Annotated in this window: 13 protein-coding genes and 1 riboswitch; all 13 genes read left to right on the top strand. The window is 34.8% G+C overall.

Features of this window, described 5'->3' with window-relative positions; translation table 11 throughout:
* Window positions 1-80: 80 nt before the first annotated feature.
* The 13 genes from trpS to FC45_RS02650 all read left to right on the top strand — a co-directional run bounded on the left by trpS (window position 81) and on the right by FC45_RS02650 (window position 14,445).
* Window positions 81-1,106 (top strand): tryptophan--tRNA ligase, encoded by a 1,026-nt coding sequence (gene trpS, locus FC45_RS02710; protein WP_006588225.1) that lies wholly within the window; start codon window positions 81-83, stop codon window positions 1,104-1,106.
* The gene (locus tag FC45_RS02705) at window positions 1,106-1,588 is read left to right on the top strand and encodes a ComE operon protein 2 (RefSeq protein ID WP_006585272.1); all 483 of its coding nucleotides are present in this window, start codon (window positions 1,106-1,108) and stop codon (window positions 1,586-1,588) included. Before trpS ends, FC45_RS02705 begins: the two co-directional genes overlap by 1 nt.
* A gap of 4 nt (window positions 1,589-1,592) precedes the next feature.
* On the top strand, window positions 1,593-2,114 hold the full coding sequence (locus FC45_RS02700; protein WP_224783212.1) for a hypothetical protein: 522 nt from the start codon (window positions 1,593-1,595) through the stop codon (window positions 2,112-2,114).
* A gap of 54 nt (window positions 2,115-2,168) precedes the next feature.
* Window positions 2,169-2,332, top strand: a riboswitch (M-box (ykoK) riboswitch).
* A 72-nt stretch (window positions 2,333-2,404) separates the two neighbouring features.
* On the top strand, window positions 2,405-5,089 hold the full coding sequence (gene mgtA, locus FC45_RS02695) for a magnesium-translocating P-type ATPase (protein WP_006588226.1): 2,685 nt from the start codon (window positions 2,405-2,407) through the stop codon (window positions 5,087-5,089).
* An 88-nt stretch (window positions 5,090-5,177) separates the two neighbouring features.
* Entirely contained in the window at window positions 5,178-7,166 is a 1,989-nt protein-coding gene (metG, locus tag FC45_RS02690) for a methionine--tRNA ligase (RefSeq protein ID WP_006585270.1), read from the top strand.
* A complete protein-coding gene (locus tag FC45_RS02685; RefSeq protein WP_006585269.1) occupies window positions 7,166-7,936 on the top strand; it encodes a TatD family hydrolase in 771 nt (256 codons plus the stop codon). The genes metG and FC45_RS02685 overlap by 1 nt, the downstream gene beginning before the upstream one ends.
* The gene (rnmV, locus tag FC45_RS02680; RefSeq protein WP_006588227.1) at window positions 7,923-8,486 is read left to right on the top strand and encodes a ribonuclease M5; all 564 of its coding nucleotides are present in this window, start codon (window positions 7,923-7,925) and stop codon (window positions 8,484-8,486) included. The genes FC45_RS02685 and rnmV overlap by 14 nt, the downstream gene beginning before the upstream one ends.
* Window positions 8,476-9,360, top strand: a complete 885-nt coding sequence (gene rsmA / locus FC45_RS02675) for a 16S rRNA (adenine(1518)-N(6)/adenine(1519)-N(6))-dimethyltransferase RsmA (protein ID WP_006588228.1) — start codon at window positions 8,476-8,478, stop codon at window positions 9,358-9,360. Before rnmV ends, rsmA begins: the two co-directional genes overlap by 11 nt.
* A gap of 65 nt (window positions 9,361-9,425) precedes the next feature.
* Complete coding sequence (locus tag FC45_RS02670; protein WP_006585267.1) at window positions 9,426-9,659, top strand: Veg family protein; 234 nt, start codon at window positions 9,426-9,428, stop codon at window positions 9,657-9,659.
* 124 nt (window positions 9,660-9,783) lie between these two features.
* Window positions 9,784-10,611, top strand: a complete 828-nt coding sequence (gene purR, locus FC45_RS02665; RefSeq protein WP_006585266.1) for a pur operon repressor — start codon at window positions 9,784-9,786, stop codon at window positions 10,609-10,611.
* Window positions 10,612-10,655: 44 nt separating this feature from the next.
* Window positions 10,656-12,041: a bifunctional UDP-N-acetylglucosamine diphosphorylase/glucosamine-1-phosphate N-acetyltransferase GlmU gene (gene glmU, locus FC45_RS02660; RefSeq protein WP_006585265.1), complete on the top strand. Its 1,386-nt coding sequence runs from the start codon at window positions 10,656-10,658 to the stop codon at window positions 12,039-12,041.
* Between the two features lie 18 nt (window positions 12,042-12,059).
* The gene (locus FC45_RS02655) at window positions 12,060-13,397 is read left to right on the top strand and encodes a CitMHS family transporter (protein WP_006588229.1); all 1,338 of its coding nucleotides are present in this window, start codon (window positions 12,060-12,062) and stop codon (window positions 13,395-13,397) included.
* 82 nt (window positions 13,398-13,479) lie between these two features.
* Window positions 13,480-14,445 (top strand): ribose-phosphate diphosphokinase, encoded by a 966-nt coding sequence (locus FC45_RS02650; RefSeq protein ID WP_006588688.1) that lies wholly within the window; start codon window positions 13,480-13,482, stop codon window positions 14,443-14,445.
* Window positions 14,446-14,512: the final 67 nt, after the last annotated feature.

Here is a 14,512-nt window from a genome sequence, read left to right as displayed (position 1 = left end):
TCCAAGAGAAAATTGCGAGATATGTTAAAATAAAGGTAATAATTTTGAAGTTTAGAAAATTTGAATTTAAGGAGATAACTATGGCTAAAGAAGTACTTTTGACGGGAGATCGTCCTACTGGACGTTTACATATTGGACACTATATTGGGTCATTAAAAAATCGGGTAATTTTACAAAATGAAGGTAAATACGACCCATATATCATGATTGCTGATACTCAAGCTTTAACGGATAATGCACGTAATCCTGAAAAGATTCGTAACAGCTTAATTGAAGTTGCACTTGATTATTTAGCGGTAGGAATTGATCCTGAAAAATCAACAATTTTTGTCCAATCACAAATTCCAGCTTTATTTGAATTAACAGCTTACTACTTAGACTTAGTTACAGTCGCAAGACTCGAAAGAAATCCAACTGTTAAGACTGAAATTAAGCAAAAGAACTTTAATGAAAGTATTCCAGCTGGCTTTTTGACTTATCCAGTATCACAAGCAGCAGATATTACTGCTTTCAAGGCAACTTTAATTCCTGTTGGGGATGACCAAGAACCAATGATGGAACAAACAAGAGAAATTGTTAGAACCTTTAACCGCTTGTACAATACAGATATTTTGAAAGAACCTAAGGGTTACTTCCCACCAAAGGGACAAGGTAGATTACCAGGACTTGATGGTAATGCCAAGATGAGTAAATCATTAGGCAATGCAATTTATTTAGCTGATGATGCTAAGACTTTAACCAAAAAAGTAATGTCAATGTATACTGACCCTAACCATATCCACGTAGAAGATCCAGGCCAAGTTGAAGGAAATACGGTCTTTACTTACCTTGATGTTTTTGCTAAAGATCAAGATAAAGTTGTGGACTTAAAGGCGCAATACCAAAAAGGTGGTTTAGGTGATGTGAAGATCAAGCGTTACTTAAACGAAGTTTTGGAAGAAGAACTTGCACCAATTAGAGAACGTAGAGAAAAGTTTGCCCAAGATAAAGATGCTGTTTATGAAATGCTTTTAGAAGGATCAAAAAAAGCTAACGAAGTTGCTAATGAAACTTTGCAAGAGGTTCGTGATGCAATTGGATTTAACTACTTCAAAGGACAAAGATAATGGCTAATCATCGTATTCCTTGGGAACAATATTTTATGATGCAAGCGCTAGTTATTAGTCAACGCTCGACTTGTAATCGCGCTCTAGTTGGTAGTGTGTTAGTTAAAGATAAAAGAATTATTGGCACAGGATATAACGGCTCTGTAACGGGTCAAGCACATTGTGATGATGTTGGGCATCAAATGGTCGATGGACATTGCGTTCGCACGATTCACTCAGAGATGAATACTCTGATTCAATGTGCCAAAAATGGCGTTTCAACTTTAAATACTGAAATATATGTAACTCATTTTCCTTGTTATAATTGTACAAAAGCCTTGATTCAAGCTGGTATCAAAAGAGTAAATTACTTTTTTGATTACCGTGATAACCCATTAGCAGTAGATTTGTTAAAGAAAACTGGTGTTGAAGTTAATCAAATTAAGTTAGATTCTAGTTATGTCCAGAATCTAGTTGAGGAAATTGGTCAAAATGAAGTCTAAATGTTTGATTTTCTTTTTATTGTTATTTTTTCCAATAGTAACAGCTTTTAGTTCCAATGATTTAACAACTGAGCAATTAATTCAAAGACAAAATCAGTTTTATGAGCAAAAAAATATTGAAGTTAAAATTAAAGTTGTTAATACTAGGCCTGCAAAAGTAGCGCCAAAAGAGATTTATCTTTTGGTTAAATGTAGTAATAAAAGAAATAATATACAATTGTACGTTGGTAAAAGCTGGCAAAAGATTATTACTTCAAATAAAAAATCAGCCTTATTAACCAGTCAAGCAGAATTATTAAAGTCCACTAATAAAAATCAGTTTAGCCAAGGAGTCAAGCGATTATTGCGTGCAGTTTTTACCTTAATTGACCAAAGTCAAGGTATTACGAGTAAATATGACTTAGCTCAATTTGAATTAGACAAAATGTTAAAGCCAAGAAGTTTATCCTTACCAGTAGCAATTATGTTTGGATTAATATTTATGTCTGGTACATACCTTTACCGAAAATTTATATTTAAGAGATAATTCTTGACGCCTTCGAAATTATGAGTTTATACTCAATTTGTAAATTTAATACAGCAAATAAACTGTTAGGTGAGACTCCTACGTGAACACACGCTATCGCCCAGGAACATCCAGAGATGCCAACGGGTTAAACAGGTATTGTCGAGTTAAGGCACTATCCAGATAGCTAGCATGTGCTTACGTCACGTAGTGTTAAAACTGAACGATTGGTTATAACGCAGCCTTTTAAAGAGCCTTCCTTTTGGTGGGCTCTTTTTGTTTGTTTGCTCAAAAAAGAGGAGGGGTTTTCGATGATTAAAATCAAAAAGAAAACTAGCAGTAATGCAACTAATCGCAAGTTTTTGCAAGAAGTTGCGATGGAAGAATTAACCACCACTTTTGAGCGATATGATAGTTCTGGTAAAGGGCTAAGTACATCCCAAGCTGAACAAATGCGTGAAAAATATGGTAGAAATGAAATTGCTAAAAATGAGCATAATACTAAAGCCCATTTTTTATTTGAGGCCTTTATGACGCCATTTACGGTAGTGTTACTCATTTTGGCTACTTTATCTTTATTTACTAACTATATCCTTGTTCCAGCTAGTGATAAGGACTTAAGTACAGTAATTATTATGATTACTATGGTATTGATATCGGGATTAACTAGTTTTATTCAAAATGTAAAAACTAATGATGCTGTTCAATCTTTGCTTAAAATGGTTTCTGTTACGACTAATATTCGCCGAGATGGTAAAGACCAAGAACTAGCAACAAGTGAAGTTGTACCAGGAGATATTGTTAATTTAGCAGCTGGGGATATGGTTCCAGCCGATATGAAATTAATCAAGAGTAAGGACTTGTTTTGTTCTTCTAGTTCACTAAATGGTGAATCCAATCCTGTTGAAAAGATTGCAGGGCAAAAGCCTGATAAGAATCAGTTAAATGAATATATTGATTATCCAAATGTAGTTTATGAAGGAACAACAATTGTTTCTGGTTCAGGAACAGGGATTGTATTTGCGACGGGAAGTCAAACTGTTTTTGGAAAGTTAGCTCGGCAAATTTCTCAGACTAAAATTAAACAAACTAGTTTTGATACAGGGATTAAAGATATTTCTAAACTATTAATTACAATGACTGCTGTTATTGCACCGTTAGTTTTTTTGATTAATGGTTTAACTAAAGGGAATTGGTTAGATGCCTTAATTTTTGCTATAGCAACCGCAGTAGGTTTAACGCCAGAAATGTTACCGGTTATTGTTACTAGTAACTTAGTTAAGGGATCAGTAGAAATGTCTAAGCATGGCACAATTGTCAAAAAGATGAATTCAATTCAAAATTTTGGATCAGCTGATATTTTGTGTACTGATAAGACTGGAACTTTAACGCAAGATAAGGTTGTTTTAGAACGGCACTATGACTTAAATATGGTTGAAAAACCAAAAGTTTTAGAATTGTCTTATTTGAACAGCTTTTATCAAACGGGGATGAAAGATTTAATTGATAAGGCTGTTATTGATGCAGCTGAAAATGAACTTGATACTAAGAAAATTAAGCAAGATTATGAAAAAATCGATGAAATTCCTTTTGATTTCAAGCGGCGGCGGATGAGTGTTGTTGTCCAAAATAAGGCTGGCGAACATTTACTTGTAACTAAAGGTGCCGCTGAGGAAATGCTTGAGGCAAGTGATTTCGTTGAATTTAATGGTCAAAGACTTCCACTAACTAAAGAACAAGAAGAAAAAGTTTTATCTAATATTAATGATATGAATAATGATGGTCTTCGTGTCATTTTGCTTGGATATAAGAAAAATCCAGCACCAGTTGGTGAGTTTTCCGTAAAAGATGAGTCAGAATTAACAATTGTGGGCTTTTTAGCTTTTCTTGATCCACCAAAAGAAACTGCTAAAGAGGCTTTGCACCATCTTAAAGAAGACGGTATTACTGTTAAAATTTTAACAGGAGACAATGCAGCCGTAACTAGAGCGGTAGGAAAGCAAGTCGGATTAGATGTTTCTAAAATATATTCTGGTAATGATTTAGAAGGAAAAACAGATGCTGAATTAAGTAAGATGATTGAAGAAAGTGATATTTTTGTAAAATTATCACCAGAACTAAAAACTAGAATTATTGAAATTTTGAAAAAAGATGGCCATACAGTTGGTTATATGGGAGATGGAATTAATGATGCTCCAGCTATGAAAGCAGCAGATGTTTCTATTTCTGTTGATACTGCAGTTGATATTGCCAAAGAAAGTGCCGATATCATCTTACTTCATAAAGATTTGAGAATTTTGGAAAATGGAGTAAGAATTGGACGAAAAATTTTTGGAAATACGATGAAATATATCAAGATAACTCTTTCATCTAATTTTGGAAATATTTTATCAATTTTAGTTGCTTCAAGCTTCTTACCATTTTTGCCAATGTTACCCTTGCAGCTATTAATTTTGGATTTACTATATGGTACTAGTTGTTTGGCAATTCCTTTTGATAGTATGGATGCAGAATATCTTTCACAACCAAGAACTTGGTCAACTAAGAAATTACCTAAGTTTATGTTTTATTTTGGCCCCACATCATCAGTCTTCGATATTATCACTTTCGCCTTACTTTACTTTGTGATTTGTCCTAGCGTTGCAGGTGGCGGTTTTACAAGTTTAAGTTTGGCAGGAAAGGCTATTTTCATAGCAGTATTCCACACAGGCTGGTTCATTGAATCGCTTTGGACTCAAGAAATGGTAATTCATGCTTTAAGAGATAGAAAATTACCATTAATTAAGCAACATGCTACAGCCCCAGTAATGCTTGCAACTTTTGGTGCAGCGGTAATAGGTAGTTACTTACCATATTCACGTGTTGCTACAAGTTTGAAATTCGGCTCAATGCCAGGGACTTTTATTGAAATAGTAGTTGGTTTATTAATACTTTATATTTTATTAACAAGTTTAGTTAAGAGACTTTATCTCAGAAAAGAAAAATTTTTGATTTAAATTTGATACAATAGAAGGGATTCTCATAGGGAAATCCCTTTTTTCATGGTGTATGATTAAATTAGTAAAAATGTGAAGGAGACAAATTATGGCTGACAAAAAGACTTTTTATATTACAACTCCAATTTATTATCCATCAGGCCGATTAACTATCGGTAATGCTTATACAACAATTGCAGCTGATAGTATGGCTCGTTATAAGCGTAGCCAAGGTTATGACACTTTCTTTTTAACTGGAACTGATGAACACGGCTTAAAGATTGAACAAAAGGCTGAAAAAGCTGGTATTAAGCCACAAGAATATGTTGATAACATGGCTAAGCAATATAAAGAACTTTGGAAAAAGCTTGATATTTCTTATGATAAGTTCATTCGTACGACAGATGCTGACCACGTTAAGAGTGTACAAAAGATTTTTGAAAAACTTTTAAAGCAAGGCGACATCTACTTAGGCGAATATACTGGTTGGTACAGTGTTGAAGATGAAGAATATTTTACTGAATCACAATTAAAAGAAGTATTTAAAGATGATAACGGTAAAGTTATCGGTGGTATTGCTCCATCTGGTCACAAGGTGCAACTAGTTAAAGAGCCATCATACTTCTTCAGAATGAGTAAGTATGCTGATCGTTTACTTAAGTACTACAAGGAAAATCCAGACTTCATCTTGCCACATTCACGTGAAAAGGAAATGGTTAATAACTTTATTAAGCCTGGTCTTGAAGACTTATCTGTAACTAGAACTACTATTGACTGGGGTATTCCAGTACCAAGTGATCCAAAGCACGTGGTTTATGTTTGGATTGATGCCTTATCAAACTATATTACTGCTTTAGGTTATGGCTCAGATGATGACAGCTTATTTAAGAAGTTCTGGCCAGCTGATGTTCATTTAGTTGGTAAAGAAATTGTTCGTTTCCACACAATTTACTGGCCAATTATGTTGATGGCCCTTGATTTACCACTTCCTAAGCAAATTTTTGGTCACGGTTGGGTCTTAATTTACAAGGATAAGATGAGTAAGTCTAAGGGGAATGCTGTTTATCCAGAATCAATTGTTGATCGATTTGGTCTAGATGCATTACGTTACTACTTAATGAGAGCTATTCCATTTGGTAGTGATGGTAGTTTTTCACCTGAAGACTTTGTTGAAAGAGTTAACTTTGACTTAGCTAATGACTTGGGTAACCTTCTTAACAGAACTGTTTCTATGATTAACCAATACCAAGCAGGACTTGTAACTAAGCCAGCTAGTCAAGATGACTTAGGTAGTGATTTAGCTAAAGCAGCTAATGAAACAGTAGTTGAATACCAAAAGCAAATGGATGCACTCCACTTCTCACAGGCTTTAGATGCAATTTGGAAATTCGTTGGTCGTGCTAACAAGTATATCGATGAAACTACTCCTTGGGTTTTAAACAAGGAAGGTAAGACTGAAGAATTAGCTCGAGTAATGGCTAACTTAGCTGAAAGCTTACGTTTAATTGCAATTATGATTAGCCCTATTATGACTGAAAGTCCAGCTAAGATTTTTACCCAATTAGGTTTGAACTTTGAAGATGAAACACAAAAAGCCTTAGAATTTGGGGCATTTGCTTGGAACATTAAGGTTACTGAAAAGCCAACTCCAATTTTCCCAAGAAGAAAAAAGGATGAAGAGGTAGCATACATTAAAGAAGAAATGGCTAAAGCTGTAAGCAAGAAGCAAACTAGAAGTGAAAAGAAGGCAGCAGAAATGGAAGAAGAAAAGAACTACATTTCTATTGACGATTTTGACAAAGTTCAAATTAAAGTTGGTCAAGTTGTTAGTGTTGAAGCTGTTGAAGGTTCAAGTAAGTTGCTTAAATTTCAAATGGATTTTGGCGATGAAAAACGTCAAATCTTATCAGGGATGCACAAATTCTACCCTAACTTTGAAGAGTTAGTTGGTAAGAAGATTTTAGCTGTAACTAATTTAAAGCCACGTAAAATGATGGGAATTGAAAGCCAAGGTATGCTTTTATCTAGTGAAAAGGGTAAGAAAGTTAAGCTTGCAATTGTTGGCGATGAACATGATTTAGGGGCATTATTAGGTTAATGGAGATTTTTGACGCACATACACATTTGAATGACACTCCTTTTAGAGGGAAAGAAGAAGTATATCTGCAAAGAGCTGCAGATTTACATGTAACTAAGATGGCTTGTGTTGGACAGGACTTAGAATACAACAAACGTGCTCTTGATTTAGCTAAAAAATTTGATAACGTTTATGCCATTGTTGGTTATTGCCCAGATGTTGCCAAAGATTATTGCCAGGAATGGGAAGACTTGCTTGTTGAGCAATTAAAAGAGCCTAAGGTAGTTGCTCTAGGCGAAATAGGCCTTGACTACTACTGGGATGAATCTCCACGTGATTTACAAAAAGAAATCTTTAGACGGCAAATTGAAATTGCTCATGATTTAAAATTACCGGTTAATATCCATACTAGGGATGCTTTTAAGGATTGCTATGAGATTTTAAAAACTAGTAATTTAGAATACGGCGCAGTTTTACATAGCTATAATGGTGGACCTAAGTGGACGAAGAAGTTTTTGACATTAGATAATGTGACTTTTTCATTTTCAGGGGTTGCTTCATTTACCAAAGCTGTGGACGTTCATGCTAGTGTGAAACTAGTGCCACTTGATCGATTAGTAATAGAAACTGATGCGCCTTACTTGACTCCTAAGCCATATCGCGGAAAGCAAAATGAACCAGCCTATGTTTATTATGTTGCTAAAGCAATTAGTGAGTTAAAAGGTGTTAGCTTAGAAGAAGTAGCTGAAGCTACTTACAAGAATACGGTGACTGCTTATGGAATTAAATAATAAAAACTTTGATGCCGTTGTAGTAGTTGAAGGTAAAGATGATACCGCACGTTTGAAGCAGTTTTTTCCAGGAATTGAGACGATTGAAACAAATGGTTCAGCAGTCAGTACTGAAACTTTGGCGTTAATCAAAAAAGTTGCCCAAAAACGGGACATCATTGTGTTTACCGATCCTGACTTTAACGGAGAACGGATTCGGAAGATTGTGACTCAAGCTGTGCCAACAGCTAAGCAAGCTTTTGTAACTAGAAAAGAAGCAGAACCCGAATTTAGTGGCAGTTTAGGTGTTGAACATGCCGCTAAAGAAGCACTTGAGCGAGCTTTAGTTGATTTACATGAAATGAAAAAAATAAGTGATTTAACTTTTGATCAATATCGTGGTTTGGGCTTAGCTACTAGTTCTCGTTCACGCAAATTGCGCGAAGCTGTTGGAGTTAAATTAGGTATTGGCTATGCAAATGGCAAGCAATTTTATAAGCGTCTGGTGATGTTTGGTATTGGCTTTTCTGAATTAAGGCAAACGGTAAGTGAGGTTGAAAATGGCAAATAATTTACCAATTTGTGACCCAATTAGAACCAAAGCGATAATGAATCGTTATTTGGGTTTCGCTAAGAAAAATTTGGGACAGAACTTTTTAATTAGTTTAAATAAAATTAATGACATTTTAGATGCTGCAGAAATAGATGGTGATGATCAAGTCTTAGAAATTGGCCCGGGAATTGGTTCATTAACAGAACAAATGCTTTTACGTGGAGCTAAAGTTTTAGCTTACGAAATTGACCAAGATTTGCCAGAAATTTTGCATAATGAATTGCCTCAAAAAATAGGTGACAAGTATTTAGATGATGTATTTAAATTGGTAATGAAAGACATTCTAAAAGCTGATTTTAAGGCAGATATTGGCAACTTCTTTGATTTAAATAAGCCAGTTAAAGTTGTAGCTAATTTACCATATTACATTACAACTCCAATTATTTTTGCTTTAGCTAAGAGTGATTTGGCTTTTGAAAGCTTAACTTTGATGATGCAAAAAGAAGTAGCTGAACGGCTATGTGCAAGTAGTGGGAATAAAGAGTATGGTCCTTTAACAATCTTTGTTCAGACGCAAATGAGTGTAAAAATGGCAGTAATGGTAGATCATACAAACTTTAATCCTCAGCCAAAAGTTGATTCAGCAGTTGTTGTTCTTAAACCACTTGTACAAAAAGTTGATGTTGGGGATACTGATAATTTTGATCATGTGGTAAAAATGTGTTTTTCACAAAGAAGAAAGACTTTGAATAATAATTTAAAGTCCTTAGTTAAAGATAGTGAAGAACGTAAAAAACTTCTACAAATGTTGGATTTACCAGAAAAAGTACGCCCAGAAGAGTTATCAATTGATCAATTTATTGGCTTAGCTAAGGCATTGAAGGCTGAATGATTTTTAAGCTTGTTGAAAAAATCACAAATTTGTGATAAAATTATTTCACAAAGGAGTGTTTTCTAGTGCCAACATCAATCATATCAATTAAGAAGTTATTAGATTCTCATGTGGGTGAGAATCTAACTGTTGTAGCCCAAGCGGGTAGAAAAAAGGTAACTAAAAGAAAAGGTATCTTGAAAAGCACCTTTCCTGCTGTATTTGTAGTTGACCTTGATCAAGATCAGAATAGTTTTGAGAGAGTTTCTTACAGTTATACAGATTTGTTAACTAAAAATATTGAATTAAAATTTGAATAGTATATAATAAAACATTGTTTTTTACGAACAATCACTGGTGTTTTTTATAGAACACTAGTGATTTTTTGTTGTCATTAATGTATATTATAAGTTGATTATTTACAAACATTAGGAAGGAATAACCATGAAACGTTCAGAAAGACTAGTTGATATGACCAAATATCTTTTGGCCCGTCCGCATACGCTTATTTCATTACCTTTTTTTGCTAAGCGTTATGGTTCTGCCAAATCATCTATTTCAGAAGACTTATCAATTCTTAAACATACTTTAGCTGCTAATGAAGATGGTGTATTAGAAACTGTGGCTGGTGCTGCTGGAGGAGTACGCTATATTCCTTTTTTAGGTAAAAAACATTCAGAAGCATATTTACAAGAATTGGCGGATAGAATTGAAGATACCGAACGAATTTTACCAGGCGGCTTTGTATATTTGTCTGATGTGTTAGGATCACCTAGCGATATGCAAAGAATTGGTGAAATGGTCGCTACACACTATGCTTATAAAAACATTACCGCTGTTATGACTATCGAAACTAAGGGTATCCCTTTAGCTGAAGCAGTATCTAGATTTTTAAATGTTCCATTTGTAACTGCTCGTAAAAGAGGAAAAGTTACTGAAGGTGCAACTGTTTCTGTAAATTATTTATCATCATCATCTTCTCGAGTAGCAAAAATGGAATTACCAACTAAGGTTTTACCAAAAGGCTCAAATGTTTTAATTATTGATGATTTTATGAAAGGTGGAGGCACCTTAACTGGTATGGAGGGCTTAGTTCGTGAGTTCGATTCTACAGTTGGTGGGATTTGTGTGCTTTGCGAAACTACTCATGCAGATAAAATGGTTGATGATTATCTATCTTTAGTAAAAATTGATGAGATAGATACTGAAAAGATGGTTATTAAAACCTCTCTTGGTAATTTCTTAGAGAAAACTGATTTTAATCGCTTCTAAAATGGTATACTAGAGCCTATAAGTATGCGAAAGGGATTAAGTTTATGAAGAAATTTGTAGTTGTTTTAGCTGCTGGTAAAGGTACCAGAATGAAGTCAAAGCTTTATAAGGTTTTGCACAAAGTTTGTGGTAAGACAATGGTTGAACATGTTGTTAAAGCCGCTAGCGGCATGAAACCTGAAAAGATTGTAACTATTGTAGGTACTGGAGCTGAAGACGTAAAAAAAGTTTTAGCTGGTAAAAGTGATTTTGCCTTCCAAGAAAAACAATTAGGTACAGGTCATGCGGTACTAACTGCTGCACCAGTTTTGAAAAATGAAGACGGTGCTACTTTGGTAGTTACTGGTGATACTCCATTGTTTACAACAGAAACATTTGAAAACTTGTTCAATTATCACCAAGAAAAAGAAAATGCTGCAACAGTCTTAACAGCTGAAGCACCTAATCCATTTGGATATGGTCGAATTATTCGTGATGAACAAGGCAATGTTTTACGGATTGTCGAACAAAAAGATGGAAAGCCTGAAGAACTTAAAGTTAAAGAAATTAACACAGGTGTATTCTGCTTTGATAATAAAAAACTTTTTGCTGCATTAAAGAAAGTTACTAATGATAATGCCCAAGGCGAATATTATTTAACAGATGTTTTGGAAATCTTGCGTAATAGTGGTGAGAGAGTTGGTGCATATAAGATGCCTGACTTTAGCCAAAGTTTAGGTGTTAATGATCGAGTTGCCTTGGCAAATGCATCTAAAATTATGCAAAAGAGAATTAATGAAGAGCATATGCGTAATGGTGTAACTTTCATTGATCCCGCTACTGCTTATATTGACAGTGATGTAAAAATTGGCAATGACACTATTATTGAAGGTAATGTTGTTATTAAAGGAAAAACAACTATTGGTAGTGAATGTGTAATAACTAGTGGCTCAAGAATCGTTGATTCAGAAATTGGTAATAATGTAACTGTTACTTCTTCAACAATTCAAGAAGCGGTTATGCATGATAATACAGATATTGGCCCTAATTCTCATCTTCGACCAAAAGCTGAGATTATGTCTGGCGCTCATATTGGTAACTTTGTTGAAATTAAGAAAGCTATAATTGGGGAAAATACTAAAGTAGGGCACTTAACTTATATTGGGGATGCAACTTTAGGTAAGGATATTAACGTAGGTTGCGGTGTAATCTTCTCTAACTATGACGGTGTTAAGAAGTTTCATTCAACTGTTGGTGATCATGCCTTCATTGGTGCCGGTTCAACAATTATCAATCCGATTAATGTCGCAGATCACTCATTTATTGCTGCTGATTCAACAATTACTAAAGATGTTGCCCGCTATGAAATGGCAATTGCTAGAGGTCGCCAAGTAAATAAAGAAGATTACTGGCATAAATTGCCTCTTGCCCAGGATAAGGACTGGCAATAACAAGGAGAATAAGTAAATATGAACACCACATTGATGGCGTTTCTTGGTTTAGCCATGATAGTCACATTCATGGCTTTAATTATGGCTAAGAAGTTAAGCGCTTTTACAAGTTTAGTAATAGTCCCAATTTTATTTGGAGTTTTAGCTGGCTATGGATTCTTTGATACTTTGACCTATGCAATGGCAGGTATTAAGTCAGTAGCATCGACTTTTGCAATGATGACTTTTGCCATTTTGTATTTTGGCATTATGCTACTGACAGGATTATTTGATCCAATGGTTGATAAAGTTGTTAAATGGGTAAAAGGTGATCCTTTAAAAGTTCTAGTTGGAACTGCAATTTTATCAGCTTTTGTTTCATTAGATGGTGATGGGACGACTACTGTTATGATCGTATGTACTGCGATGATACCAATTTTTGATCGGTTAAAAATCAAAAAAATCTATCTTGCAACTTTAATTATCTTAACCAATGGTGTTATGAATCTGATTCCTTGGGGTGGTCCAACTGCGCGAGTAATGACTGTGATGCATTTAGACGCAAGTAAAATTTTGCCACCACTTTTACCAGGAATGATTCTTTCAATTATTTATACTCTTGGTGTGGCTTATTATTTGGGCAAAAAAGAACGTAGGCGTCTAGGTGTTCAAGAAAATGTTGAACATGTCGCAGAGCATTACGAATCAGAAGAAGAGGAAGAAAATCTAAAGCGACCTAACTTAATTTGGTTCAACTTAATTTTAACGATTGCTTTAGTTGCAGCATTAGTTTTAGGTAAGGCTGATAGTGCAATTTTATTTGGCTTTGGTGTAGCGATTGCCTTAGCATTTAACTATCCAAAAGGAAAAGTTCAAAGACACGTGATTAGCCTTTTAGCTCCTGAAATGATTAGTGTGGTTATTATGGTTTTAGGTGCTGGTGTCTTAATGGGGGTATTAAATGGCCCTGTAAATGTAAAGGGCGAATATGTTTCAGGGATGTCACATGCGATTGCCATTGTATTAACTCAGATGATTCCAAGTTCATTTGGAAAATACTTTGCAATTATTATTGCCGTAATTTCAGCACCAGGTACTTATCTTTTGAATAATGATGCTTTTTACTATGGAGTTTTGCCACCACTAGCTGCAACTGCCAAAGCATATGGATTTAGTAATTTGCAGATTGGTTTTGCGGCTTTGATGGGACAAGCATTCCACTTCCTTAGCCCTTTGGTACCATTTATATATTTGTTAATGGACAAGACCAAGATTACTTTAGGTGAATATCAAAGTTACATTTTCCGTTGGTGCATTGGAATATTTATTTGTTTTATGGTAGTTGGCCTTATTTTGGGATATTTGCCAATTCTTTAATAAAAAAGACAAGCTTTTCTTTGAGCTTGTCTTTTATTTTGCTAAAATAGAGTATGATAGTGTTATTTTATGGAGGATTAAAATGTCTTACAAAGACGATATTAAACTTTTTGCGCTCAACTCAAATACCCCATTAGCTCAAAAGATTGCTGATAGAATAGGTGTACCCCTTGCTAAGTCAAGTGTTCAACGCTTTAGCGATGGAGAAATTCAAATTAATATTGATGAATCGGTTCGTGGTAAGGATGTTTACTTAATTCAATCAACAAGCGCTCCAGTTAATGACAATTTGATGGAACTTTTGATTATGATTGATGCTGTTAAGCGAGCAAGTGCTCGAGCAATTAATATTGTATTGCCATACTATGGCTATGCAAGACAAGACAGAAAGACTCGTGCTCGTGAACCAATCACTGCTAAATTAGTTGCTAATATGCTTGAAGCAGCAGGTGCTACAAGAATTTTGTCTCTTGATTTACATGCACCACAAATTCAAGGCTTCTTTGATATCCCAGTCGATAATTTAATGGGGGCACCTTTATTAGCAGATTATTTCTTATCTAATCATTTAGAAAAGGGTGCAGTTGTTGTTTCACCAGATCATGGTGGTGTTACTCGTGCTAGAAAGTTAGCTGAATTTTTAAAGGCTCCAATTGCAATTGTCGATAAGCGTCGTCCGAAAGCTAATGTTGCAGAAGTTATGAATATTATTGGTGATGTTAGTGGAAAGCGTGCCATCATCATTGATGACATGATTGATACAGCAGGTACTATCACATTAGCAGCGCAGGCCTTAATTGATGCAGGTGCTACAGAAGTATATGCTAGTGCAACTCATGCAGTTCTTTCTGGTCCTGCAATTGATCGTCTTAACAATTCTAAAATTAAGAGTTTAGTTTTAACAGATTCAATTAATCAACCTGAAGAAAAGAAAATTGATAAATTACAATTAGTTTCAGTTGGGCCACTTATGGGTGATGCAATTAAGTTAATTGAACAACATCAACCTGTTAGTCCACTATTTAATACTCGTTATCGTGAAAACTAATAAAAGGGCGGCTTTAGCCGTCCTTTTATTTAATTAGGTTCTATAATTTTTCCTGTTGATAGTTTAT

Source organism: Lactobacillus jensenii DSM 20557, assembly GCF_001436455.1.
GTDB lineage: Bacteria > Bacillota > Bacilli > Lactobacillales > Lactobacillaceae > Lactobacillus > Lactobacillus jensenii.
Note: the sequence above shows the minus strand (reverse complement) of the source record. Positions and strands in the feature narration are given on the sequence as shown.